Origin of the sequence: Streptomyces sp. NBC_00005 (assembly GCF_045160215.1) — a bacterium.
Classification (GTDB): Bacteria; Actinomycetota; Actinomycetes; order Streptomycetales; family Streptomycetaceae; genus Streptomyces.
On record NZ_CP108316.1, the window covers coordinates 8,552,557 to 8,575,820 of the forward strand.

Annotated in this window: 24 protein-coding genes; 11 read left to right on the forward strand and 13 right to left on the reverse strand. The window is 70.4% G+C overall.

What is annotated here, in order from left to right:
• Nucleotides 1-74: 74 nt before the first annotated feature.
• From OG303_RS39065 to OG303_RS39075, 3 genes are all read left to right on the forward strand, one after another.
• On the forward strand, nt 75-1,226 hold the full coding sequence (locus OG303_RS39065) for an acyl-CoA dehydrogenase family protein (protein ID WP_405874568.1): 1,152 nt from the start codon (nt 75-77) through the stop codon (nt 1,224-1,226).
• A 59-nt stretch (nt 1,227-1,285) separates the two neighbouring features.
• Nucleotides 1,286-1,531, forward strand: coding sequence for a YiaA/YiaB family inner membrane protein (locus tag OG303_RS39070; protein WP_405874569.1), 246 nt, complete (start codon nt 1,286-1,288; stop codon nt 1,529-1,531).
• A 72-nt stretch (nt 1,532-1,603) separates the two neighbouring features.
• Entirely contained in the window at nt 1,604-2,230 is a 627-nt protein-coding gene (locus OG303_RS39075) for a TetR/AcrR family transcriptional regulator (RefSeq protein WP_405874571.1), read from the forward strand.
• A gap of 28 nt (nt 2,231-2,258) precedes the next feature.
• On the opposite strand, the gene OG303_RS39080 is transcribed toward OG303_RS39075, so the two are convergent.
• Entirely contained in the window at nt 2,259-2,720 is a 462-nt protein-coding gene (locus OG303_RS39080; RefSeq protein WP_405874572.1) for a MaoC family dehydratase, read from the reverse strand.
• Nucleotides 2,721-2,900: 180 nt separating this feature from the next.
• Between OG303_RS39080 and soxR the strand changes: the two genes are divergently transcribed.
• Nucleotides 2,901-3,386, forward strand: coding sequence for a redox-sensitive transcriptional activator SoxR (gene soxR, locus OG303_RS39085; RefSeq protein WP_405874573.1), 486 nt, complete (start codon nt 2,901-2,903; stop codon nt 3,384-3,386).
• A gap of 46 nt (nt 3,387-3,432) precedes the next feature.
• Here the strand turns inward: soxR and OG303_RS39090 are convergent, their stop codons facing one another.
• Nucleotides 3,433-4,500 (reverse strand): RNA ligase (ATP), encoded by a 1,068-nt coding sequence (locus OG303_RS39090; RefSeq protein ID WP_405874574.1) that lies wholly within the window; start codon nt 4,498-4,500, stop codon nt 3,433-3,435.
• A gap of 156 nt (nt 4,501-4,656) precedes the next feature.
• On the opposite strand from OG303_RS39090, the gene OG303_RS39095 reads away from it, so the two are divergent.
• Entirely contained in the window at nt 4,657-5,388 is a 732-nt protein-coding gene (locus tag OG303_RS39095) for a hypothetical protein (protein WP_405874575.1), read from the forward strand.
• Here OG303_RS39095 and OG303_RS39100 read toward each other — a convergent pair.
• Nucleotides 5,334-6,071, reverse strand: coding sequence for a 3-keto-5-aminohexanoate cleavage protein (locus tag OG303_RS39100; RefSeq protein ID WP_405874576.1), 738 nt, complete (start codon nt 6,069-6,071; stop codon nt 5,334-5,336). The genes OG303_RS39095 and OG303_RS39100 overlap by 55 nt on opposite strands.
• Nucleotides 6,072-6,217: 146 nt before the next feature.
• Nucleotides 6,218-6,820, reverse strand: a complete 603-nt coding sequence (locus tag OG303_RS39105; protein ID WP_405874578.1) for a hypothetical protein — start codon at nt 6,818-6,820, stop codon at nt 6,218-6,220.
• Between the two features lie 221 nt (nt 6,821-7,041).
• Here OG303_RS39105 and OG303_RS39110 point away from each other — a divergent pair, with 221 nt between their 5' ends.
• Nucleotides 7,042-9,825, forward strand: a complete 2,784-nt coding sequence (locus OG303_RS39110) for a penicillin acylase family protein (protein ID WP_405874579.1) — start codon at nt 7,042-7,044, stop codon at nt 9,823-9,825.
• A 74-nt stretch (nt 9,826-9,899) separates the two neighbouring features.
• On the opposite strand, the gene OG303_RS39115 is transcribed toward OG303_RS39110, so the two are convergent.
• On the reverse strand, nt 9,900-11,228 hold the full coding sequence (locus OG303_RS39115; RefSeq protein ID WP_405874581.1) for a serine-threonine protein kinase: 1,329 nt from the start codon (nt 11,226-11,228) through the stop codon (nt 9,900-9,902).
• 82 nt (nt 11,229-11,310) lie between these two features.
• The gene (locus OG303_RS39120; RefSeq protein WP_405874583.1) at nt 11,311-12,549 is read right to left on the reverse strand and encodes an exo-beta-N-acetylmuramidase NamZ domain-containing protein; all 1,239 of its coding nucleotides are present in this window, start codon (nt 12,547-12,549) and stop codon (nt 11,311-11,313) included.
• Between the two features lie 165 nt (nt 12,550-12,714).
• Here OG303_RS39120 and OG303_RS39125 point away from each other — a divergent pair, with 165 nt between their 5' ends.
• The 3 genes from OG303_RS39125 to OG303_RS39135 are packed head-to-tail and all read left to right on the forward strand — an operon-like array spanning nt 12,715 to nt 15,784.
• The gene (locus OG303_RS39125) at nt 12,715-13,488 is read left to right on the forward strand and encodes an SDR family oxidoreductase (protein ID WP_405874584.1); all 774 of its coding nucleotides are present in this window, start codon (nt 12,715-12,717) and stop codon (nt 13,486-13,488) included.
• Entirely contained in the window at nt 13,485-15,164 is a 1,680-nt protein-coding gene (locus tag OG303_RS39130; RefSeq protein WP_405874585.1) for a class I adenylate-forming enzyme family protein, read from the forward strand. Before OG303_RS39125 ends, OG303_RS39130 begins: the two co-directional genes overlap by 4 nt.
• 26 nt (nt 15,165-15,190) lie before the next feature.
• Complete coding sequence (locus OG303_RS39135; RefSeq protein ID WP_405874586.1) at nt 15,191-15,784, forward strand: TetR/AcrR family transcriptional regulator; 594 nt, start codon at nt 15,191-15,193, stop codon at nt 15,782-15,784.
• An 81-nt stretch (nt 15,785-15,865) separates the two neighbouring features.
• Here OG303_RS39135 and OG303_RS39140 read toward each other — a convergent pair whose 3' ends face one another.
• From OG303_RS39140 to OG303_RS39150, 3 genes are all read right to left on the reverse strand, one after another.
• Nucleotides 15,866-17,080 carry an acyl-CoA dehydrogenase family protein gene (locus OG303_RS39140; protein WP_405874588.1) on the reverse strand — a complete coding sequence of 405 codons (1,215 nt, stop codon included), beginning with the start codon at nt 17,078-17,080 and terminating at the stop codon, nt 15,866-15,868.
• 6 nt (nt 17,081-17,086) lie between these two features.
• A complete protein-coding gene (locus OG303_RS39145) occupies nt 17,087-18,109 on the reverse strand; it encodes a phosphotransferase family protein (protein WP_405874589.1) in 1,023 nt (340 codons plus the stop codon).
• Between the two features lie 209 nt (nt 18,110-18,318).
• A complete protein-coding gene (locus OG303_RS39150) occupies nt 18,319-18,615 on the reverse strand; it encodes a hypothetical protein (protein ID WP_405874591.1) in 297 nt (98 codons plus the stop codon).
• Nucleotides 18,616-18,728: 113 nt separating this feature from the next.
• Between OG303_RS39150 and OG303_RS39155 the strand changes: the two genes are divergently transcribed.
• A complete protein-coding gene (locus OG303_RS39155; protein ID WP_405874592.1) occupies nt 18,729-19,676 on the forward strand; it encodes an NADP-dependent oxidoreductase in 948 nt (315 codons plus the stop codon).
• Here OG303_RS39155 and OG303_RS39160 read toward each other — a convergent pair.
• From OG303_RS39160 to OG303_RS39175, 4 genes are all read right to left on the reverse strand, one after another.
• On the reverse strand, nt 19,673-19,996 hold the full coding sequence (locus OG303_RS39160) for a DUF202 domain-containing protein (RefSeq protein WP_405874593.1): 324 nt from the start codon (nt 19,994-19,996) through the stop codon (nt 19,673-19,675). The genes OG303_RS39155 and OG303_RS39160 overlap by 4 nt on opposite strands.
• Nucleotides 19,993-20,385, reverse strand: coding sequence for a YidH family protein (locus OG303_RS39165; protein ID WP_405874594.1), 393 nt, complete (start codon nt 20,383-20,385; stop codon nt 19,993-19,995). Before OG303_RS39165 ends, OG303_RS39160 begins: the two co-directional genes overlap by 4 nt.
• 69 nt (nt 20,386-20,454) lie before the next feature.
• Nucleotides 20,455-20,988, reverse strand: a complete 534-nt coding sequence (locus OG303_RS39170) for an NUDIX hydrolase (protein ID WP_405874595.1) — start codon at nt 20,986-20,988, stop codon at nt 20,455-20,457.
• A 23-nt stretch (nt 20,989-21,011) separates the two neighbouring features.
• Nucleotides 21,012-21,905 (reverse strand): DMT family transporter, encoded by an 894-nt coding sequence (locus OG303_RS39175; RefSeq protein WP_405874597.1) that lies wholly within the window; start codon nt 21,903-21,905, stop codon nt 21,012-21,014.
• Nucleotides 21,906-22,293: 388 nt separating this feature from the next.
• Here OG303_RS39175 and OG303_RS39180 point away from each other — a divergent pair, with 388 nt between their 5' ends.
• Nucleotides 22,294-23,244 carry a hypothetical protein gene (locus tag OG303_RS39180; protein ID WP_405874598.1) on the forward strand — a complete coding sequence of 317 codons (951 nt, stop codon included), beginning with the start codon at nt 22,294-22,296 and terminating at the stop codon, nt 23,242-23,244.
• Nucleotides 23,245-23,264: the final 20 nt, after the last annotated feature.

A 23,264-nucleotide genomic window follows, 5' to 3' on the forward strand; every position in this document is an offset into this window, starting at 1 on the left:
ATTTAAATGTACGGCATTCAATCGGCATTCGATGTGCGGTCTTCGAAGTCCGCTGTCCTGTGGGGTGACTCGGCATGAACCTGGAACTCAGCGAGGAGCAGACCGCCGTCCGGAAGCTCGCCCGGGACTTCGTGGACCGCGAGATCGCCCCGCACGTCATCGCCTGGGACCGGGCCGAGGACGTCGACCGGTCCCTCGTGAAGAAGCTCGGCGAGGTCGGCTTCCTCGGCCTGACCGTCGACGAGGAGTACGGCGGCTCGGGCGGCGACCACCTCGCGTACTGCCTGGTGACGGAGGAACTCGGGCGCGGTGACTCCTCCGTGCGCGGGATCGTGTCCGTCTCGCTCGGGCTGGTCGCCAAGACGATCGCGGCCCGGGGGAGCGAGGAGCAGAAGCGGCGGTGGCTGCCGGGGCTCACCTCCGGCGCGTACGTCGGCTGCTTCGGCCTCACCGAGCCCGGCACCGGCTCCGACGCGGGAAACCTCTCCACGCGCGCGGTGCGCGACGGCGACGACTACGTCATCAACGGCACCAAGATGTTCATCACCAACGGCACTTGGGCCGACGTCGTCCTCCTCTTCGCCCGCTCCACCGACGCCCCCGGCCACAAGGGCGTCGCCGCCTTCCTGGTCCCGACCGACACCCCCGGACTCACCCGCCATGCCATCCACGGCAAGCTCGGCCTGCGCGGCCAGGCGACGGCCGAACTGGTTCTGGAGGACGTCCGGGTCCCCGCCTCCGCGATGCTCGACGAGGAGGGCAAGGGATTTTCCGTGGCCATGTCGGCCCTCGCCAAGGGGCGGATGTCGGTCGCGGCGGGGTGTGTCGGCATAGCCCAGGCCGCGCTGGACGTGGCGGTGCGGTACGCCGGCGAGCGCGAGCAGTTCGGCAAGCCCATCGCGCAGCACCAGCTGGTGCAGGAGCTGATCAGCGACATCGCCGTCGACGTGGACGCCGCCCGCCTGCTGACCTGGCGGGTCGCCGACCTGATCGACCGCGGGCAGCCCTTCGCGGTCGAGTCCTCCAAGGCCAAGCTCTTCGCCTCGGAGGCCGCCGTCCGCGCCGCCAACAACGCCCTCCAGGTCTTCGGCGGCTACGGCTACATCGACGAGTACCCGGCGGGCAAGCTGCTGCGCGATGCCCGCGTGATGACCCTCTACGAGGGCACCAGCCAGATCCAGAAACTGCTCATCGGCCGTGCGCTGACCGGGGTTTCGGCCTTCTGAGTACGTCCTAGGTAGTTCGGCGGATGTGGCGCGGGCCACGTCCGCCGAAGCTGTTCCCCATGAGTGACACATCGGGCAAGCAGCAGAACACTGCCGCCTTCTACGGCCAGGCCGTCGCCTCGTTCGCGATCGCCATGGCCGCCACCGCCATCGGCATCTTCAAGCTGAACGCCGACGCCTGGGTGCGGGCCTTCCTCGGGATCGCCGTCCTGTATCTCGTCACCTCCGCCTTCACCCTCTCCAAGGTGATCCGGGACCGGCAGGAGGGGGCGGACCGCGCATACCACCCCTTCGAGAAGCTCTGAGCGGCCACACTAAGCGCTCGCTCAGCTTCGGCGGTATGGTGTTCTCCTTGTCGGTGAGAGGGGCAGCGAGCGATGAGTACGGCGGAGGAGACGACCGGCGGCGAGACGTCGGCGTGGGGCGAGGTCACGCCCGACGCGGCGCGGCGGCTGCTGATCGCCGCGGTGGAGGCCTTCGCCGAGCGGGGCTATCACGCCACGACGACCCGTGACATCGCGGGCCGCGCGGGCATGAGCCCGGCCGCGCTCTATATCCACTACAAGACCAAGGAAGAGCTGCTTCACCGGATCAGCCGGATCGGTCACGAGAAGGCCCTCGAGATCCTGCGGACGGCGGCCCGGCGCGAGGGCACCGCGGCCGACCGGCTCGCCGACGCGGTGAGCTCCTTCGTCCGCTGGCACGCGGGCGGACGTACGACCGCCCGGGTCGTGCAGTACGAGCTGGACTCGCTCGGTCCGGACGCCCGCGAGGAGATCCTCGCGCTGCGCCGGCAGTGCGATGCCGAGGTGCGGGCGATCATCGAGGACGGCATGGCGGCCGGCGAGTTCGACGTGCTGGACGTGAAGGGCACCACCCTCGCCGTCCTCTCGCTCTGCATCGACGTGGCCCGCTGGTTCAACGTCGACGGCCCCTGGACGCCGGACGAGGTCGGCGCGCTCTACGCCGACCTCGTGCTGCGCATGGTGGGGATGCCCAAGTAGCGCCGAAGCGCTACCGGGCCCGCGGCGCCTACAGGTAGTACCGGGACACGGACTCCGCTACGCAGACCGGCTTGTCCCCGCCGTCGCGCTCCACGCTGAAGCCGACGGTGACCTGGACGCCGCCGGTCACGTCCTCGACGCCGTTGATCACCGCGGTGGCGCGCAGCCGGGAGCCGACCGGTACGGGCGCGGGGAAACGGACCTTGTTGGTCCCGTAGTTGACGCCCATCTTCACGCCCTCGACCTTGATCAGCTGCGGCCCGAACAGCGGCAGCAGCGACAGCGTGAGATAGCCGTGCGCGATGGTCGTGCCGAACGGGCCGGCTGCGGCCTTCTCCGGGTCGACGTGGATCCACTGGTGGTCGCCCGTCGCGTCCGCGAACAGGTCGATCCGCTTCTGGTCGACGTCCAGCCAGTCCGTGTACCCCAGCTGCTCGCCCACCGCCGCCCGTAGGTCGTCGACGGACGTGAAGATCCTCGGCTCTGCCATGTTCCCGGCCTCCCGCATCGCGAAGTTGCTCGCTCAGTCTCTACTGCACTGCGTCTGTGTGGACTGCACTGCGTCCCTACGGCGTCTGCGCCGCCTGGTCTAAGCAACTGCTTAGCATGGTCGGCCTCGAAACCAATGTCAACGGACGGCGACGGAGACGGGGTGGGTAGGCTTCGAGAGGTGCCCCAGATTCCTGAGAAGATCCACGAGCTCACGGTCGGCCAGCTCGCGGCGCGTAGCGGCGCCGCCGTCTCCGCCCTGCACTTCTACGAGTCGAAGGGCCTGATCAGCAGCCGACGGACCACGGGTAACCAACGCCGCTACCACCGCGACGCGCTGCGCCGCGTCGCCTTCGTACGGGCCGCACAGCGCGTCGGCATCCCCCTGGCCACGATCCGGGAGGCGCTCGCCGAGCTCCCCGAGGAACGCACCCCCACCCGGGAGGACTGGGCCCGTCTCTCCCAGGCCTGGCGTTCCGAACTCGACGAACGCATCAACCAGCTCAACCGCCTCCGCGACCATCTCACCGACTGCATCGGCTGCGGCTGCCTCTCCCTCGACACCTGCGTCCTGTCCAACCCGGACGACGTGTTCGGCGAACGGCAGGCGGGGTCGCGCCTGATGGTCGAGCGGGGCGGTAGCCGGAGCAAGCAGGCGCAGAGCTAGCCCGGTGGCAGGCCCGCGTCCAACCGGCCACCGGGCACCCCCCCGTTCACTCGTACTCGGTGCCGCCCTTCCGGGTCAGATACGCCGGACTGACCGCCTTCGCGATCGCCCTGCCCCCGGTCACCGTGCTGTACCGCTCCACCGCCGGACGGATCACGACCCCCTCGCGCAGATGCAGCTCCCGCCCGGACACGGTCTCCCGCCCGCTCGCGACCTCCAGCACCCGTTCGATGTCGTACGGCCCCTGATGCAGCCGCGGCACCAACGGCAGCTCCCCGTCGAGCAGTTCGGCCGGATCCAGCCACCGCACCGTGCCGTCGATCTCCGCGCTGACGTCGAACACGGCGTACCCGAGGGTCTCGCGTCGCCCGTCGGCGCCGTAGGCCAGGTCCTGGACCCCCGCGCCGTACACCTCGCCGAAGATGCCGACCCGGCGCGCGCCCAGCCGCTCGGCGAGCCGGGCCGCGGTCCGGGCGACGCCGTGGCCGTGCACCGCCCGCCAGTACAGATTGCGCGGATCCTCCTTCAGGGCAAGGGACTTGGCGCCGAAGCCCTTCGAGGAGACGTGCACGCGGTCCTCGCCGGCGAGGTAGGTCAGCAGGCAGGCCGAGCCGTGCAGCTTCTCGGTCAGGACCACAGCCTCGCCCGGTGTGAAGATGTCCGGAAACCGCTGGATGTTCTCGATGTCGACCCAGGGCAGCAGATCGGGCGCGGACTCGACCTCGCCGCTCATGGTGGGCGGGATCGGCGGCACCCACTTGGTGATGCCGAGCCGCTCGGCGAAGTCCGTCCCGTCCAGGGCGGCCCGCGCCAGATCGACGTCCGCGAGCGCCTTCGGCAGGCACACGATGCCCTGCGAGAGCTCACCGCGCAGCCGCACCGCCTTGACCCGGTCGGAGTTGCTGCCCGCCAGCCGCCCGGTCAGCCCCAGCTCCTCGATCAGTTCGGTGGGCAGCACGGACTGCTCGGGGATGTAGACGGCGGTCTCGCCGGTGCGGTACGCGCCCTTGGCGACGACGGCCCGGTACAGGCCCACCTGGGCCAACTCGAGCGCATCGGCGTTCGGATGCTCGTGGACGGTCAGCACTTCGGCGGTGACGCGCAGCGTCGACATCGGGACTCCTCGGTTCCTGGGTCGCTCAGTTCGGTTTCATCGCCTCCCAACTCTCCGGACGGGAAACGGGTGGAGCGAGTGGATTAGCGGCTGGTAACGTCGCGATCTTCGGCCGGCCCACACGCCCGGCACGGAGTCCCGACAGGACCAACTCCCATGTCCTCAGCCGACCTTGACGCCGCCCTCGCGGACATCGACACGGTCTTCAACGGTTTCGCCAGTCCGAACGAGACAGGCTGCGGCCGCTGTCATCTGCCCGAGGAGACCGCCTACCTGCGCACCCCGTACACCCGCGTGCCCTTGGACGTGCTGCGGATGTATCTCTTCGAGGTGTCCGACCACTTCGACGACCATGCCGCCGCCATGCGACGACTTCTGCCGCAGGGCGCGCGGGCGATGGCCGAGAGCACGCTGGACGGCGTCGGATGGGGTTTCCACGGGCTGAGCCGCGTCGACTGGCGCTCCTGGCCCGCCGAACAGGCCACTGCCGTCGAGGCGTTCGTACACGCCTGGTGGCAGGACGTCCTCGCGACGCCGGAGCCGCCGTATGCGGTGGCGGAGGTCTTCGAGACCTGCGCCGCCATCGTCCGCTCGGTCACCCCGCTGCTCGACCGATGGCACGCGGCGCCCGTCGCCGACGTCCACCTAGCGCGGTGCGTCGACCGGTGGCTAGAGAGTCTGCTCGTCGATCGGTCGCCGTTCTTCTGGTTCCTGTACGGCGAGGAGGCCGCCGTGCCCGAGCTGCAGTCCTGGCTCGCCCGCCACGCCCCCGCACGTCTCGGTGCCCAAGGCGAGCCCGGCCTGGCGATCCAGGCCGAACTCCTCGCCCTGCCCTACGACGAGCGCTGGGCGCACCCGTACTGGGACAGTGCCTCGGCGACCAACTGAGCGTTGGACGAGGCCCGTTCACCGTCCGGCAGGATCAGTGTGTCCTCCAGTCCCATGCGGGTCGCGAGCCCGAGCCGCCCCGCCAGCCGCAGCACCGGCCATGCGGCGCCGTCCTCGCCGTGCAGCAGCACAGGGCGGCCGTGTGCCGGGCCCAGGTCGGCCAGGAGGGTACGCGCGGTCCCGTCCGCCGTGTCCGCCGAGGTGTCCGTCACTTCGGCGAGCACCCGCAGCACCTTCGGGCCGAGCGGTGAGGCCGTGAACCGGGCCGCGCCGTCCGTCCCGGACCAGAGGCCCGCCTCGACCCCCACGCCGAGGTCGATGAGGGCGGCGGCGATCTCCTCCGCGCCCTGCTCGTGCCAGTTGACCGAGGCGTGGTCCGGGAGTGCGGACAGCGTGGCCCAGCTCCGGACGCGTGCCAGTCGCGCCGCCGGGTCCGGTTCCGCCCAGGCGCCCGTGGTCACGCCGACCGGCACCGACACCCGTGCCCGGATCGCCTCGAGCGTCGGCGCGAGCACCCGGGGCGACAAGGAGTCGTGGCCGCAGGGATTCTTGGGGTGGACATGGATGTCCGTGGCCCCGGCCGCGACCGCCCGCGCCGCGGACTCGGCCATCGCTCCCGGCGTCAGCGGCACCACCGCACCGTCGACGGACCCCCGAGGTCCGTTGAGACACACCTGCACCATGCCTCGATGGTGCCAGTCACCACTGACAACGCGGCAGTGCGGCAGTGCGCCCATCCAGCAGTGAAGTCATGAGGGACAAGTGTCATGAGGGATGAAGAGGAGGGACAAATAGGGGGTGCGGCATCCCCGGCGCACCCCCGTCGTGCTCAGGCCGAGACGAGCAGCCTTCCGCGCCTTGCGTCCGCCAGAGCCTCGGCCTTGAGCACGGGCCGCGGCACGAGAATTCCGCAGTGCGTGCAGACCGGACCCGCCGAGGGTTCGTGGTCCAGGTCGTACTTCCAGATCAGGCGCTCCGCGCCGCACACCGGGCAGCCGGCGCCCGGTTCGTGCTCCAGGCCGGAGATCAGCCGGCGCAGCACCTCGCCCAGGGACTCACGGGGGTGCACCCGTGGGTCGTCGCACCAGGCGACGCCGAAGCCGCCCCAGGTCAGCCGGTGCCAGTCGTCCACGCTGCCCGGGCGGCGCAGACCGTCGTGCTTCTCCTTCTTGCGCCGCTCGGCGAATTCGACCTCGTAGGCCAGCCAGACCGAACGCGCTTCTTCCAACTCCTCCAGTGCGGCCACGAGCCGCACTGGGTCGGGGGAGCGGTCTTCGGGACCGAACCCTGCCCGGGAGCACAAATGGTCCCAGGTCGCCCTGTGCCCGTAAGGAGCGAACCGCTCAAGGCACTTGCGCAGTGAGTAGCGCCGCAGTGCCAGATCGCACCGCGGGTCGCGGACCTGTCTCGCCAGACTCCGAAAACCGGCCATCGCCCTGCACCTCCGTCACACCTGCACCTGTACTTCGGTCACTTCGGCGTCGTCGTACGGACGTCGCCGAATAGACGTATCGACAAGCGATTCGGCTCCATCCGATTTCGGATGACCTCCATAAGCCGCCGTACCCACTCCAAAACTTGACGCATGTTCATCTTCACTCCCGGGGATACCGGCGGTAACGTCCCGGCTCACCCCCGTCGGTAGGAGCTGCCATGCCACGGCGCACCTCACGCATCACCGTTGACAGACTGAGAACTCCCGGCAGACTCTCCGGGTTCCTGAAGGGCGCATCCATATGCGTCCTGATTGCTGGCCTTTTGTCCCCACTCGCGCAGTCGACGGCCTCGGCGGCGACGGCCTCCAACGACTACTGCGGCGGCCAGTGTTCCGACATCCTGCCCCCCGGTGAGAACGGCAACGCGACCCTGGCCCAGATCCTCCTCAACCAGGCGTTCGGCACCCAGCCCGACCACGCCGAGGACCAACTCGGCCCCTACTCCAACCTGGCCACGGGCTACTCCACGCTCACCGACGCGAAGATCAACACGTTCTTCAACGACGCGTCCTTCGGAGTCTCTTCCGATCAAGTCGCCTCCACCGAGAAGCCTGCGGGCCGGACCGACGTGACGATCGTCCGCGACAAGAAGGCGGGCATTCCCCACATCACCGGTACCACCAGATACGGCACGGAGTTCGGCGCCGGGTATGCCGCGGCTGAGGACCGCCTGTGGCTCATGGATGTCTTCCGTCACGTCGGACGCGGCCAGCTGACCACGTTCGCGGGCGGCGCCGCCTCCAACCAGGGCCTGGAGCAGGAGTTCTACCGCAACGCCCCGTACACCGAGGCCGATCTGCAGGCCCAGATCGACAACGCCGTCGCCAACAACGGCACCCGCGGCCAGCAGGCTCTCACCGACGCCAACGCCTACCTCGACGGCATCAACTCGTACATCGACGCCTCCGACAGCGGCCGCTACTTCCCCGGCGAGTACGTCCTCACCGGACACAAGGACTCCGTCACCAACGCCGGCACCATCGACCACTTCAAGATCACCGACCTGGTCGCGCTGGCCTCCGTCATCGGCTCGCTGTTCGGCTCCGGAGGCGGTGGTGAGGTCAACAACGCGCTCTCACTGCTCGCCGCCCAGTCCAAGTACGGCGTGGAGGAGGGCACCAAGGTCTGGGAGTCCTTCCGGGAGCGCAACGACGCCGAGGCCGTCGTCACCGTCCACAACGGCGAGAGCTTCCCCTACGGCACCAAGCCGGACACCGCCCAGGGCGAGGCCCTCCCGGACGCCGGCTCGGTCAGCACCGAACCACTGGTCTACGACGCCACCGGCACCGGGGCCAGTCAGAGCGCCACCGCCGCCTCCGAGACGGCGACCGCCACCGCCCTCAGCTCCGCCAGGCGCGGCATGTCCAACGCCCTGGTGGTGAGCGGCAAGTACACCGCCAGTGGCCATCCCGTCGCCGTGTTCGGCCCGCAGACCGGCTACTTCGCACCCCAGTTGCTGATGCTGCAGGAGATCCAAGGTCCGGGCCTCAGCGCCCGCGGCGCGTCCTTCGCCGGACTGAGCATGTACGTCGAACTCGGCCGCGGCCAGGACTACTCGTGGAGCGCCACGACCTCCGGCCAGGACATCATCGACACCTACGCCGTCGAGCTCTGCCAGGACGACTACCACTACCTCTACCACGGCACCTGCACGGCCATGGACAAGGTCGAGCAGAAGAACTCCTGGTCGCCGACCACGGCCGACGGCACGGCCGCGGGGTCGTACACCATGCGGGTCTGGAAGACGAAGTACGGACCCGTCGAGTACCGGGCGACGGTCGGCGGCAAGAAAGTCGCCTACACCACCCTGCGCTCCTCCTACATGCACGAGGCCGACTCGATCATCGGCTTCCAGATGCTCAACGACCCGGACTACGTGAAGAGCCCGCAGACCTTCCAGAGCGCGGCGCAGCACATCAACTACACCTTCAACTGGTTCTACGCCGACTCCCAGCACACCGCCTACTACAACAGCGGCAACAACCCGGTGCGCGCCACCGGCGTCGACCCCGAGTTCCCGATCTGGGGCCAGGCCGCCTACGAGTGGAAGAACTGGGACCCGACCACCAACACCGCCGACTACACGGCGGCGTCCGCCCACCCCAACTCCATCGACCAGGACTACTACATCTCCTGGAACAACAAGCAGGCCAAGGACTACACGACCGCGTCCTGGGGCGACGGATCCGTGCACCGCGGCAATCTGCTGGAGGGCCGGGTGAAGAAGCTGGTCGCCGCGGGCGGAGTGACAAGATCGTCGCTGGTCAAGGCGATGTCGGATGCCTCGCTGGCCGATCTGCGGGCCGAGGACGTCGTCCCCGACCTCCTCAAGGTCATCAACAGCTCGACGGTGACCGACACCACGGCGGCGGACGCGGTGAGCAAGCTGCAGACATGGCTGTCGGCCGGCGGCAAGCGCACCGAGACGTCGGCGGGCTCGAAGAAGTACGCCAACGCCGACGCGATCCGCATCCTGGACGCGTGGTGGCCGCTGCTGGTGAAGGCCGAGTTCGAACCGGGCCTCGGCAGCGACCTGTACACGGCCTTCGGCAACAACCTGCCGATCGACGAGTCCCCGTCGGCCGCGCACGGGCCCACCGGCTCGCACGCGGGAAGCTCCTTCCAGTACGGCTGGTGGAGCTATGTCGACAAGGACATCCGGGCCGTGCTCGGTGAGTCGGTGCAGGGACCGCTGGCGGAGAAGTACTGCGGCGGCGGCAGCCTGAGCTCCTGCCGGGACATCCTGATCAGCACCCTCAAGACGGCGGCCGGCACGTCCGCGTCCACCGTCTACCCCGGCGACGACCTGTGCTCGGCGGGCGACCAGTGGTGCGCCGACTCGATCGTCCAGCGCACACTGGGCGGCATCAAGCACTCCAACATCAGCTGGCAGAACCGGCCCACGTTCCAGCAGGTGGTGGAGTACACGTCGCATCGGTGACGGGTGACATGGCACTGCTCCGGTGGTATGTCACATGCCACCGGAGTGCCATGTGACATACCGCTGGCGGCGGGTCAGCCGATGCGGCCCGCCGCCAGCACCATTTGCGCCAGTTCCCGGTGCACGATGTCGCTGTGCGCCCCGGTCGGCGGCCCGCCCTTCTTGACGACCCCGGCGGCGTCGATGTTGACGCAACCCGAGGCGGGCAGCGCGCTGTTGAGGGCGTCCGCGAGCTTGTACGCGCGCGTGCCGGGCACCGCCTGTACGCCGTCGTGCCCCATCGCCCCCCACTTGGCGCCCAGCATCCTGGCGACGTCCAAGCCCTCCGCCACGCCCTGCGCGTCGTTCGCCATGCGGGAGGCCAGCGGGTAGATCGAGCCGAGCGCCGAGTCGAAGCGGGAGTAGCAGCACACCAGAGGACCGTCGATACGGTTCTGCTGGCCCTGCAGCACGCCTCCCGCGTGCGTGTCGTGCGGCAGCCGGGCCGCGAACGCGTAGTGCGAGAAGGCCCCTTGGAGCAGCGTCACCGACTTCACCGTGTGCACGCCCTCGGGCAGGCCGCGCAACGCGAACGACACCAGCCGACCGCCGAAGCTGTGCCCGACGAGATGCACGCGTACGTCCGGTGCCGTCGAGGCGAGCTGCCCGACCACGCGGCCGAGCCCGCGCTCGCCGACCGTTCCCGCGCGCCGCTTCATCGCGTAGTACGTGGCCTGCCGCAGCAGTTCGTGCGCACCGTCCCACGGGTTGGGCAGCGAGAACCCCTGCGCGTCCGCCGTGCCGTCGGGGGACTCGAGCTGCGCCAGCGCCCGCGCGAACTCCTCGCAGACCGTCGCCGCGGGCGCCGAGAACATGTCGGGTTCGCTCTGCGGCGCCCCGTTCGCCAGGGTGTCCGCGGCGAACAGCACCTGTGGCCCCGGCGGCACGACCTCCACCAGCAGCCGTACCAGCCGCCCGAACTCCTCCAACTCGGCCTCCTCGCCCGTGTGCTGGTCCAGCAGCCGGGCGAGCTGGTCGATCACGGTGGCCCGGCCGGGGAAGGTCTCCAGCAGTGCGTGCCGGGTGTCCTTGTCGAGCGCCGGACGCGCGGGCATGTCGGCCGCCACGGACCGCGGGAAATCCGGGATGGGCTCGTCCGAGAACCGCATCGACGGCCATACGATTCCCACGTACCCGATCCTGGCCGCCGGCGCGAGGTCGGGGATCGGCGCGAAGAAGCGGCTGTAGAGGCGGGTCGCGCCGGAGCGGTCGTTGTTCCAGCCGTGTGCGAAGACGATCAGGTCATGGACACCGCGCGCGGTGACCTCGGCGAGCAGCCGGTCCCGTTCCGGCCCGTCGACGTCCCCGTCCGCGTCGAAGGTCAGCTCCCAGTAGGGAGTCACGCTCATTGCCGACTGTGCCATGACAGGCCCCCCTCGTCCCCCGTAGTGGTGCGATGTGGGCGCATCGTCCTGCTACCGGGCAAGGTTGGCCATACGCCATGAGTCACTTGTAGAGGAGGTATTCCTTTCGAATCCGCCGGAACGCGGCCAGCTCCTGCTGCCAGCCCGCCACCACCTCGTCGATGCTCGCGCCCGCGTCGATCGCGGTACGCACGCGCGTGGAGCCCGTGAGCTTGTCGATCCAGTTGTCGGAGCGCCAACTGAAGCCGCTCCACACCTTCTTGGCGGTCACCAGGAGCGCGATCCCGGTCCGTACGGGGTCGTACGCGGCCCGGTCGTGCACATGGATCTGCACGCCGCCGATCGTCTTGCCCTGGAACTTGGAGAAGGTCGGCGCGAAGTACGCCTCCCTGAAGTGCACGCCGGGCAGGCCGAGTTCGCCCGCGGCCGCGGCCCAGCGCCCGTCGATGTCCTCCGCGCCGAGCAGCTCGAACGGGCGGGTCGTGCCGCGCCCCTCCGACAGGTTCGTGCCCTCGAAGAGGCAGGTCCCCGAGTACACCAGGGCGGTGTCGGGCGTCGGCATGTTCGGGCTCGGCGGCACCCAGGGCAGCGACCAGGCGTCGTAGAACTCGGACCGCTTCCACCCCGTCATCAGTACGGTCTCCAGCGGCACCGGCGCGGTCAGGAACTCCTTGTTGAACAGCCGCGCCAGTTCGGCCACCGTCATGCCGTGCGCCTGGGAGATCGGCTGTCGTCCCACGAAGGTCGCGAACTCCTTGTGCAGCACCGGCCCTTGGGCGGAGCGCCCGGTCACCGGGTTCGGCCGGTCGAGGACGACGAACCGTTTGCCGGCGAGCTGGGCGGCCTCCATGCAGTCGTACAGCGTCCAGATGTACGTGTAGAAGCGCGCGCCGACGTCCTGGATGTCGAAGACGACGGTGTCGACGCCGGACGCGGTGAAGATGTCGGCCAGCGGCCGGCCGCTCTTCAGGTACGTGTCGTAGACGGGCAGGCCCGTGGCCGGGTCGTCGTAGCGGCCCTCGGAGCCGCCGGCCTGTGCGGTGCCGCGGAAGCCGTGTTCCGGGCCGAAGACGGCGACCAGGTTCACGCGGTGGTCCGCGTGCATGACGTCGACGATGTGGCGGACGTCCCGGGTGATGCCGGTGGGGTTGGTGACGATGCCGATTCGCCGGCCGCGGAGTTGTTGGTAGCCGTTTGCGGCTAGGCGTTCGAAGCCGGTACTGAGAGGGTTGTGGCGTGGGGACGCGGTGGCCGGCGGGGCCGCGGAGAGGGATGCTGCTGCCGTTGTCGCTGCGAGTAGGGCTCGTCTGGATAGGCGCATGAGGTGCACGTTATTGCTCCCGCAGGTTGTGGGGAAGCTGCGAGTCCGTTGTGGCTCGTCGCGCCGTTCCCTGCGCCCCTGACGGGGGCGCGGTCACCCCTTTCCTGTTACATACCGACCGGTTAGTCTGGTCCTCGCCAGTGGGGCCGCAGTCGAAGGAGACCGATGGTGGGAGCCGTGCAGGATGCCGGAGTGGTCGTCACCGGGGCGGGAGGCGGGATCGGGGCTGCCCTGGCCCGGCGGTTCGCTGCAGAGGGAGCCCGGGTCGTCGTCAACGACCTGAACGGCGAGCGGGCCAAGGCGGTCGCCGACGAGATCGGTGGCATCGCGGTGCCGGGTGACGCCTCCGCGATCGTGGCCGACGCCCGGGACGCGCTCGGTGGCACGGTCGACGTGTACTGCGCCAACGCGGGCGTCGCCTTCGGGGACGGGGCCCACGGGCTGTCGGCCGACGAGAAGTCCTGGGCCGCGGCCTGGGACGTCAACGTCATGGCCCATGTGCGTGCCGCCGATGCGCTGCTTCCGCAGTGGCTGGAGCGTGGCAGTGGCCGCTTCGTGTCCACCGTCTCCGCCGCCGGGCTGCTGACGATGATCGGCGCGCCCTCCTACAGCGTCACCAAGCACGGTGCGTACGCCTTCGCCGAGTGGCTGTCGCTGACGTACCGCCACCGTGGTCTCAAGGTGCACGCCATCTGTCCCCAGGGCGTCCGTACCGACATGCTGGCCGCCACCGGCAGCGCGGGCGACCTGGTCCTCCAGCCGAGCGCGATCGACCCGGCGGACGTCGCGGACGCCCTGTTCAAGGGCATCGAGGAGGACCGCTTCCTGATCCTCCCGCACCCCGAGGTCGCCGGGTACTACCAGGCCAGGGCCACCCACCCCGACCACTGGCTGACGAACATGAACCACCTTCAGCAGAAGTGGGAGGAGGTGCGGTGACCGGCTCCCGTTACGCCGCCCAGCCCTGGCTGGACCTCCTCAACGAGGTCCAGCGCGGCCCCATAGACCCCGCCGACTCCCTGGTGCACGCGCTGCGCCGGTCCGTCGCCGAGGCCCCGGACCGCGACTTCCTCGCCTACTTCGACGGGCGGCTGAGCTACCGCGAGATCGACGAGCTGAGCGACTCGGTCGCCGGGTACCTCGCCGGCCGCGGCCTGGAGCGCGGCGACCGGGTGGCGATCCTGCTGCAGAACTCCCCGCACTTCGTGCTCGCCCTGCTGGGTGCGTGGAAGGCGGGCGCGACCGTGGTGCCGGTCAACCCCATGTACAAGTCGGGGGAGGTCGCCCACGTCCTGCGGGACGGTGAGGTGGCGGCGCTGATCTGCTCCGACCGGGCGTGGGAGTCGTATCTGCGCGACACGGCCGCGGCCTCGCCGGTGCGGATCGTGCTGACCGGCTGCGAGTTGGACTTCCAAACGCGCGACGACGCGCGCGTGCTGACCTTCGAGCGGCTGCCGCAGGCCGCCGACGCCGACGACCTGGTGGCCGTGGCCCGTGCGGGACACAAGGCGCCGGACGGCCGTGACCTCGGACCTTCCGACGTCGCGCTGATCAGTTACACCTCGGGCACCAGCGGCACCCCCAAGGGTGCCATCAACACGCACGGCAACATCATGTACAACGCCGAACGGCAGCGGACGGGCCTCGCCCTGCCGGACGCGCCGGTCTACTACGCGTTGGCGCCCCTGTTCCACATCACCGGAATGGTCTGCCAGCTGGGCGCGTGCCTCAACAGCGCGGGCACGCTCGTGCTGACGTACCGCTTCGAGCCGGGTGTCGTGCTGGCGGCGTTCGCCGAGCACCGGCCGCACTACACGGTCGGTCCGTCGACCGCCTTCATGGCCCTTGGCGCCCACCCGGACGTCACCCCGGACCACTTCTCCTCCTTCGTGAACATCTCTTCGGGCGGCGCCCCCGTGCCCCCCGCCCTGGTGGAGAAGTTCCGGTCGGGCTTCGGGCCGTACATCCGCAACGGCTACGGGCTGACGGAGTGCACTGCCCCCTGTGCCTCCGTACCGCCCGGCCTGGAGGCGCCCGTCGACCCGGCCTCCGGCACGCTGGCCGTGGGCGTGCCGGGCCCGGACACGGTCGTGCGCATCGTCGACGACCAGGGCGAGGAGGTGCCCTTCGGCGAGCAGGGCGAGATCCTCGTGCGCGGGCCGCAGGTCGTGCCCGGCTACTGGCGGCGGCCGGACGCGACCGCCGAGACCTTCCCGGACGGCGAACTGCACACCGGCGACATCGGCTTCATGGACCCCCAGGGGTGGCTGTACGTCGTCGACCGCAAGAAGGACATGATCAACGCGTCCGGCTTCAAGGTGTGGCCGCGCGAGGTCGAGGACGTCCTGTACACGCATCCGGCGGTCCGCGAGGCGGCCGTCGTCGGGGTTCCCGACGGCTACCGCGGGGAGACCGTCAAGGCGTACATCAGCCTCCGGCCGGGCAGCGATACGGACCCGGATGAACTTGCGATGTACTGCAAGGAGAGACTGGCCGCCTACAAGTACCCGCGGCAGGTGGAGATCCTGCCCGAGTTGCCCAAGACGGCGAGTGGGAAGATCCTCCGTCGGGAGCTTCGTTCCCAACCGCAGGACAACGATCAGAACCAGGCCTAGAGCCTCGGAAGGCAGGTGGCGGCACAGTGCCCAGGACGACGGACGGTGACGGTACTCCCGTCCCGCAGCGGCTGCTGGCCGCCGCCACCCGGCTCTTCGCCGAGCAGGGCTACGACCGTACCTCCGTGCAGGAGATCGTCGAGGCGGCCGGCGTCACCAAGGGGGCGCTGTACCACTACTTCGGTTCCAAGGACGACCTCCTGCAGGAGGTGTACGCGCGCGTGCTGCGCGTCCAGCAGGAACGCCTCGACGCCTTCGCGGACGCGGACGAGCCGATCGAGAAGCGGCTGAGGGGCGCGGCGGCCGACGTCGTCGTCACGACGATCGACAACCTCGACGACGCGATGATCTTCTTCCGCTCCATGCACCACCTGAGCCCGGAGAAGAACAAGCAGGTGCGGGCCGAGCGCCGCCGCTACCACGAGCGCTTCCGCGCCCTGGTGGAGGAGGGGCAGGAGGCCGGCGTCTTCTCCAAGGCCACCCCGGCCGACCTGGTCGTGGACTACCACTTCGGGTCGGTCCACCACCTGTCCACCTGGTACAGCCCCGACGGCCCGCTCAGCCCGCAGGAGGTCGCCGACCATCTGGCGGACCTGCTGCTGCGGGCGCTGCGGCCCTGAAGACGACGTCGTAAGGGGCGGCCGCAAGAGCGGCCGCCCCTTACCCGTGCTGTCTTCGGAGGTACGTCTTCGCCTCCCGGCTCAGAGGTACTTCTTCAGCTCCCGTCGCGCCAGCGAGCGCTGGTGGACCTCGTCCGGGCCGTCGGCGAGCATCAGGGTGCGGGCACCGGCGTACAGCTCGGCGAGCGGGAAGTCCTGGCTGACGCCGCCCGCGCCGTGGAGCTGGATCGCGCGGTCGAGGATGTCGACGACCGCGCGCGGAGTGGCGATCTTGATGGACTGGATCTCCGCGTGGGCGCCCTTGTTGCCGACGGTGTCCATCAGCCAGGCCGTCTTGAGGACCAGGAGGCGGAGCTGCTCGACGGCGACCCGCGCGTCCGCGATCCAGTTCTGGACCACGCCCTGCTGGGCCAGTGCCTTGCCGAAGGCCGTGCGGGAGACGGCTCGTCGGCACATCAGCTCGATCGCCCGCTCCGCCATGCCGATCAGCCGCATGCAGTGGTGGATACGGCCGGGACCGAGGCGGGCCTGGGCGATGGCGAAGCCGCCGCCCTCCTCGCCGATGAGGTGGGTGACCGGCACGCGCGCGTGGTCGAAGATCACCTCGGCGTGACCGCCGTGGGAGTGGTCCTCGTAGCCGAAGACCTGCATCGCGCGCTTCACGGTGACGCCCGGGGTGTCGCGCGGGACCAGGACCATGGACTGCTGGCGGCGGATGTCCGCGCCGTCCGGGTCCGTCTTGCCCATCACCATGAAGATCTTGCAGTCCGGGTTCATCGCCCCGGAGATGTACCACTTGCGGCCGGTGATGACGTACGCGTCGCCCTCGCGCCGGATGTGCGTGGTGATGTTGGTGGCGTCGGACGAGGCCACCTCCGGCTCGGTCATCGCGAACGCCGAGCGGATCTCACCGGCGAGCAGCGGCTCCAGCCACTGCTTCTTCTGCTGCTCGTCGCCGAACTGCGCGAGCACCTCCATGTTGCCGGTGTCGGGCGCAGCGCAGTTCAGCGCGGTCGGCGCCAACTGCGGGCTGCGGCCGGTGATTTCGGCGAGCGGCGCGTACTGGAGGTTGGTCAGTCCGGCGCCGTGCTCGGCGTCCGGCAGGAAGAGGTTCCACAGGCCCTGCCTGCGCGCCTCGGCCTTCAGCTCCTCCACCACGGCCGGGGTGTCCCACGGGGACGCCAGCGCGGCCCGCTGCTCCTCCGCCACCGCCTCGGCCGGGTAGACGTACTCGTCCATGAAGGCGAGGAGTTTGGCGCGCAGTTCCTCGGTGCGCGCGTCGAACGCGAAGTCCATGGTGTGTCAGCCTTCCTGAAGAGTGGTCAGGCCGTGCCCGATGAAGACGGGCACCAGGTCGCCGATGCGGTCGAAGCCCTGACCGACCGTCTGGCCCAGCGTGTAGCGGTAGTGGATGCCCTCCAGGATCACGGCGAGCTTGAACCAGGCGAACGCCGTGTACCAGGAGACCGAGGAGACGTCGCGCCCCGAGCGCGCGGCGTACCGCTCGATCAGCTCGGCCGGGGCCGGGTGGCCCGGGGCCTCGGCGGTCGTGGAGACGGGGGAGTCCGGCATCCCGAGCGGCAGGCTGTACATCACCAGCAGGCCCAGGTCGGTCAGCGGGTCGCCGAGCGTCGACATCTCCCAGTCGAGGATCGCCTTGATCTTGTCGTCCTCGCCGATCAGGACGTTGTCGAGCCGGTAGTCGCCGTGCACCACGGCCGGCGCGGGGGACCGGGGGAGCTGACGGCCGAGCGCCGCGTGCAGCTCGTCGATGCCGGCCAGGTCGCGGTTGCGGGAGGCGTCCAACTGCTTGCCCCAGCGGCGCAGTTGCCGGTCCAGGAAGCCCTCGGGGCGGCCGAAGTCCGCGAGGCCCACCTCGGCGGGGTCCACCGCGTGCAGCTCGACCAGGGTGTCCACCAGGGACAGCACGGCGTCCCGGGTGCGCTCCGGGCCGAGCGGGGCGAGCTGGTCGGCCGTGCGGTACGGCGTGCCTTCCACGAACTCCATGACGTAGAACGGCGCCCCGAGCACCTCCTCGTCCTCGCACAGCACCACTGTGCGCGGCACCGGGACGCCCGTCGGGTCCAGGGCGCTGATCACCCGGTGCTCGCGCTTCATGTCGTGCGCGGTGGCCAGGACATGGCCGAGCGGCGGCCGCCGTACGACCCACTTCGAGGTGCCGTCCGAGACCGCGTACGTGAGGTTCGACCGTCCGCCCTCGATCAGCCGGCCGGTCAGGGGGCCGTGCACCAGGCCGGGCCGCTCCTTCTCGAGCAGGCCGCGCAGCCGGTCGAGATCGAGACCTGGCGGGTGGTCGGGGCTCATCGGTGCTCCTTACTGGCGCATGGAAGGGGTCCCCGACCATGATGCCGACCGGTCGGTATGTCGTCCAGTGCGCGGGGCGAACGTGATCTGAGCCACGATATGTCGACGGCTCCCCACCGGGTGCGGCGGGGAGCCGTCGTGCTGTGCTTTTAGGCCGTTTTCGGTGCCAGAGCCCGTCAATGGTCCCTCGATGGCCTCTCAGTGACCCGTCAGTGGTCGTCCCAGTGGCCGTTGTGCGGGGCGTGCCGATGACCGTCGTGCAGGTAGTCGACGTGGTCGCCGTGCAGCACGCTCCGGTGCCCGCAGCCCTCGCCGTGCTGGTGGTCGTGGCCCTCGTGGGCCGTGTGCCCGTCCGGCTCGCACTCGTCCCAGTGGCCGCCGTGCTCGCGGTGCAGATGCCCGTCGTGCGCGTAGTCGACGTGATCTCCGTGCGGCACCTGCGTGTGTCCGCAGTCGGGGCTGTGCGTGTGCGTGTGGGTGGCGTGTTCCAGGTGGAGGGTGGTCATGGGGCTCACCTTCGGGAAGGGCGGTTGATGACGTCGGAAAGGCTGCCACGCGAACAGCGCATATCCGGTCATTCCACTTGCGTGGCGTACGCGTACCCCGGAGGGTCGAACCCATGAAGGGCATCAGTTACGCGCGCTACGGCGGACCCGACGTGCTCGAGTACGGCGAGCTGCGCGACCCGAAGATCGGCCCCGACGGCGTGCTGGTCGAGGTCCGTGCGGCCGCCGTCAATCCCGTCGACTGGAAGTGCCGCGAGGGCTATCTCGACCCCATGCTCGACGCGGTCTTCCCGGTCGTGCCCGGCTGGGACCTCGCGGGCGTCGTGGTCCAACCGGGCGTCTCCGTCACGGAGTTCGCCGCCGGGGACGAGGTCATCGGGTACGTGCGCGAGGACTTCCTCTCCCGCGGCACCTTCGCCGAGTACGTCGCCGCCCCCGTGCGCACCCTCGCCCGCAAGCCGCGCAACCTCAGCTGGGAGGAGGCGGCCGGGCTGCCGCTTGCAGGGCTGACCGCCTACCAGGTCCTCTTCAAGGCGCTTCAGGTCAAGCGGGGCGAGACCGTCCTGGTGCACGCGGCGGCGGGCGGCGTCGGCTCGATCGCCGTCCAGCTGGCCCGGCATCTGGGCGCCCGGGTGATCGGCACGGCGAGCGGGCGCAACCACGACTTCGTCCGGGAGCTGGGCGGCGAGCCCGTGGAGTACGGCGAGGGGCTGGCCGAGCGGGTGCGCGGGCTGGCCCCCGAGGGCGTGGACGCCGTGTTCGACACCGTCGGCGGCGAGGCCCTGAAGGCCTCGGCCGACCTGCTGGCCCGGGAAGGGCGGCTGGTGTCGATCGCCGACGGTGCCGTCCTCGGCTACGGCGGCCTGTACTCCTGGGTGCGCCCGGACGCCGAGGACCTGCTGCGACTGACCGAACTGGCGGAGCAGGGGGTCGTCTCCGTGCACGTCTCGGAGACGTTCCCGCTGGAGCGCGCGGCGGACGCGTACCGGCTCAACCAGGAGGGGCGGACGCGCGGGAAGATCGTGGTGACGGTGGCGGAGAAGGCGCAGCCGGCCGGTTAGAAGACCAGCGCCGCCCCGCACGCGGCGATGGCCACCGTGCACAGGACCGCCGCCGTGGCGTGCCGGGGGGCGAGCGCCAGGGGGCTGTCGCTCGACGCCAGGGCACGGATGCGGCGGTGGGCGACGAGCAGGAAACCCAGCCACAGGGCGCAGCACAGGGCGCACCCGATGATCCCGACCGGGGAGACATCGCCGTGCAGTGCGGTCTTCGTGGCGAGTACGGCGGCGACGGTGCTCGCCAGTGTCGTACGCCGCCACGCGAGCCGGGTCCGCTCCGGCTGCAGCCCGGGGTCGCGCTGCCGGCCCGCGTCGGCGCTCATCCCTCCCACCCGACGAGCACGACGACGACCATCGCCACGGCCACGACGGCGACGACGACGCTCAGCACCGCCGGGAACCGTGAGACCGGCAGGTCCTCGCCGCGGCGCATGGCCTGTTCGCAGCGCATCCAGTGGTTGACCGCGCGCAGGGAGCACAGCACGCCCGCCCCGAGCAGCGCGAGCGCGAGCCCGACGCGCCAGGCCCAGCGCAGGTCCGGCAGAAACTGGTCCACCGCGAAGCCACCGCCGATCAGGGCGAGTGCGGTGCGCAGCCAGGCCAGGAAGGTGCGTTCGTTCGCCAGGGAGAAGCGGTAGTCGGGGGTTCCGCCCTCTTTTCGGATCTCCTGGGGGGCGAACCAGAGCCGGACGTTCCGTGCGAATGCGATCACGGGGCGACTTTACCGAGCCCGGGGGATGCCGCTCCCAGACCCCGCTTCGGCCCTTGAGGGGCCTCGTCGTCAAACGCCGGACGGGCTGGTTCCACCTCGGTACGCCTTCAACCTCTCGTACGCCGCCAACCCGTCCGGCACCCACTCCCACTCCGTCAACCGGCGTTCCACCTCGGCCTCCGGCAGGAAGTCGTGCCAGGCCACCTCCTCGACCTGCGGGTCCACCGGCAGGTCGCAGCGGACCTCGTACACCGCCGACCACCAGGTCCGGCCGGCGCCGTCGTCGTAGAGGAACTTGAAGAGGAAGCGAGGGCTCGGGAGGCCGGACACGCCGAGTTCCTCCTCGGCCTCGCGCAGCGCCGCGTCGTCGTAGGACTCGCCCGCGCCGACCACTCCGCCGACGAACATGTCGTAGAGGGAGGGGAAGACCAGTTTGGTCGGGGTGCGGCGGTGGACGAAGAGGCGGCCGGCGGCGTCCCGGGCCTGGATGAAGACGCAGCGGTGGCGCAGGCCCTCGGCGTAGGCCTCGCCGCGTGGGGACTGGCCGGTGACCTGGTCGTTCTCGTCGACGATGTCGAGGATCTCGTCTGCTGGGCTCGTCATGCGGCCATCCAAGCAGGACGGCGTCAGTTCGGCTGCAGGTCCCGGACCCGCTCCGGCTTGGCCGCGCCGCTCGGCATGCACGGGTGCAGGCCGAGGAGGACGATGCCGACGACGATCGCCGCGAGACCGGCCGCCTCCCAGGCGAGCGCCCCCGTGTCGGTGCGCAGGCGGTCACCGAGGAAGCCCACTCCGCAGGCGATGCCGGCGAGCGGCTGGGCCGCGGTGAGGGCGGGCAGCGACATGCGCAGGGGCGCCGTCTCGAAGGCGCTCTGGACCAGGACCAGGCCGGTGATGCCGAGCACCACGACGCCGTACGGCTGCCAGCCGGTCACCAGCTCGGTGAGGCCGCCCTCGGTGAAGCGCTGGCCGCTGACCCGGGTCAGGGCGTCCTGGACGCCGTAGAGGAGACCCGCGGCGAGGGAGAGGAGGACCGGGCCGGAGCTGAGGCGCGAGCGCTTCGCGTAGGTGGTCAGGAGGAGCGCGAGGCCGATCATGGCGCCGATGATCAGCCAGTGGCGGAACGGGTCGGTGACCGCGGTGCCGCCGCGCGGCTCGCCCGCGACGATGAAGGCGGTGACGCCGCCCGCGAGCAGTGCGAGTCCCGTCCAGCCCTGGCGGCCCAGCGGCTGTCTGGTCTGCTTGCGGGACAGCGCGAGGGCGAAGAGGAGGTTCGTGGCCAGGAGGGGTTCGACGAGGGAGATCTCGCCGTGGGCCAGCGCGACCGCGCCCAGGACCATGCCGGCCACCATGAGGCCGATGCCGCCGAGCCAGCGCGGCACCCGCATCAGGTCGATGAGCAGTCGCGGCGAGAGGAAGTCGCTGAGGGGTGCCTGCTGGGCCGCGTTCTGCTGGAGCACGAATCCGAAGCCCAGACAGCAGGCAGCGCTCACGGCGAGAATCAGAACCAGAAGGGACACGCTGCGTACCTCGATCGTTGGGCCGGGCCACGGGGTGCGTTTGGGTGACTGTAGCGTCCCAGCGCCCGGCATGCGCCTGGGAGTACCCGGATCCGGGCAGTCGACTCGGTCACTCCGCCCGGACGATCAAGGACGGTGACGCGGCCGTTCCGCCATGGTGCGGTGCAGGGGCCCGGGGCGCCATGGCGTACGCCACAGGCGTGACCGGACGCACAGCGGCCGCGACGGGCCGGTTGATCACAAGTGCCCCTCCAGTAACGGAAGTTGACGCGTGTAACACCTGCCCATCCCTTGACGCAAAGCCTTGGTGGGGGGTTTGCTGTGCGTGATCAGTCGACGGCAAACCGATACCAGACGACGAGCCGCGTCGCGTGAGGAAGTTCCCGCGGTGTCACCACCCCCGCCACCCCTCGGCCGGGGCCGCAAGCGCGCGGCCCAGACCCACGACGGGGCACTGGACGACGCCGAACTCATCGGCGCCCGGGCCGCGTTGGCGCAGGGCCGGTGGCAGGCCGCGCGGTCGCTGCTCGTTCATACGGGGGACGACTGGGACCGCCGTGGACACCGGGTCACCGTGCTGGCGCTGGAGCCCTACAGCGCCGCCTGGGCCCGGGACTGGTTGCTCGCCGAGCCCGATTCCGCCGACGCCGCCGTGCTGCTCGCGCTCGCGCTGGTCCAGCGCGCCTTACGGCGCAAGGAGAGACCCGGCCGGGCCCAGGAGGCCTGCCGGGACGCCGCCGCCCTCGTGCCCGGCGACCCCACCCCGTGGCTGGGTCTGCTCATGCTGGAGCGCGACTCGGGCACGGCGGAGGAGACCACGCGGCTCTTCGGCGAGGTCCGCAGCCGGTACGCCGACCACCACCACGCCCACCACCTGATGGTCGCCGGCCTCGCCGAACTGCACGCCGACGCCGGCCAGGACCCGCTGCACGAGGTCTACGACTTCGCCAACTGGGCCGCCGAACAGGCCCCCGCCGACTCCCCGCTCGCGATCCTGCCGGTCGTCGCCCACGCCGAGCGCTACCGCGTACTGGCATCCGCCGGGCACGAGCCCGCGGACCCCGCCGCCTCCGGCCACTGGACCGGACGCCGGGCCCGGCAGGTGATGAAGGCAGCCTTCGACTGGTGGCTGGAGTGGGAGCACGAGGGCCACCCGCGCCGCCTGGTCGACCTCAACTTCCTGGCCCACGCCAAGGTCTGCGAGGGCCGGGGCGCCGAGGCCGCCGCCCTCTTCCACCGCATCGGCGAGCACGCCACCCCGGCCCCGTGGTCGTATCCGGACCGCGATCCGCACTCCGCCTTCCGTGCCGCGCGCGCCGCCGCGCTCGGCACGGCATGACACTCCCGACTCCGACAGAA

Bases quoted from the DNA above. Each gene is read 5' to 3' on its own strand.
- OG303_RS39170 (WP_405874595.1), bottom strand. From the start codon at position 20,988: ATGACGAGCCCAGCAGACGAGATCCTCGACATCGTCGACGAGAACGAC.
- OG303_RS39140 (WP_405874588.1), bottom strand. From the start codon at position 17,080: ATGGACTTCGCGTTCGACGCGCGCACCGAGGAACTGCGCGCCAAACTC.
- OG303_RS39145 (WP_405874589.1), bottom strand. From the start codon at position 18,109: ATGAGCCCCGACCACCCGCCAGGTCTCGATCTCGACCGGCTGCGCGGC.
- OG303_RS39110 (WP_405874579.1), top strand. From the start codon at position 7,042: ATGCCACGGCGCACCTCACGCATCACCGTTGACAGACTGAGAACTCCC.
- OG303_RS39155 (WP_405874592.1), top strand. From the start codon at position 18,729: ATGAAGGGCATCAGTTACGCGCGCTACGGCGGACCCGACGTGCTCGAG.
- OG303_RS39080 (WP_405874572.1), bottom strand. From the start codon at position 2,720: ATGGCAGAGCCGAGGATCTTCACGTCCGTCGACGACCTACGGGCGGCG.
- OG303_RS39120 (WP_405874583.1), bottom strand. From the start codon at position 12,549: ATGCGCCTATCCAGACGAGCCCTACTCGCAGCGACAACGGCAGCAGCA.
- OG303_RS39115 (WP_405874581.1), bottom strand. From the start codon at position 11,228: ATGGCACAGTCGGCAATGAGCGTGACTCCCTACTGGGAGCTGACCTTC.
- OG303_RS39150 (WP_405874591.1), bottom strand. From the start codon at position 18,615: ATGACCACCCTCCACCTGGAACACGCCACCCACACGCACACGCACAGC.
- OG303_RS39090 (WP_405874574.1), bottom strand. From the start codon at position 4,500: ATGTCGACGCTGCGCGTCACCGCCGAAGTGCTGACCGTCCACGAGCAT.
- OG303_RS39095 (WP_405874575.1), top strand. From the start codon at position 4,657: ATGTCCTCAGCCGACCTTGACGCCGCCCTCGCGGACATCGACACGGTC.
- OG303_RS39105 (WP_405874578.1), bottom strand. From the start codon at position 6,820: ATGGCCGGTTTTCGGAGTCTGGCGAGACAGGTCCGCGACCCGCGGTGC.
- OG303_RS39100 (WP_405874576.1), bottom strand. From the start codon at position 6,071: ATGGTGCAGGTGTGTCTCAACGGACCTCGGGGGTCCGTCGACGGTGCG.
- OG303_RS39070 (WP_405874569.1), top strand. From the start codon at position 1,286: ATGAGTGACACATCGGGCAAGCAGCAGAACACTGCCGCCTTCTACGGC.
- OG303_RS39065 (WP_405874568.1), top strand. From the start codon at position 75: ATGAACCTGGAACTCAGCGAGGAGCAGACCGCCGTCCGGAAGCTCGCC.
- OG303_RS39125 (WP_405874584.1), top strand. From the start codon at position 12,715: ATGGTGGGAGCCGTGCAGGATGCCGGAGTGGTCGTCACCGGGGCGGGA.
- OG303_RS39160 (WP_405874593.1), bottom strand. From the start codon at position 19,996: ATGAGCGCCGACGCGGGCCGGCAGCGCGACCCCGGGCTGCAGCCGGAG.
- OG303_RS39075 (WP_405874571.1), top strand. From the start codon at position 1,604: ATGAGTACGGCGGAGGAGACGACCGGCGGCGAGACGTCGGCGTGGGGC.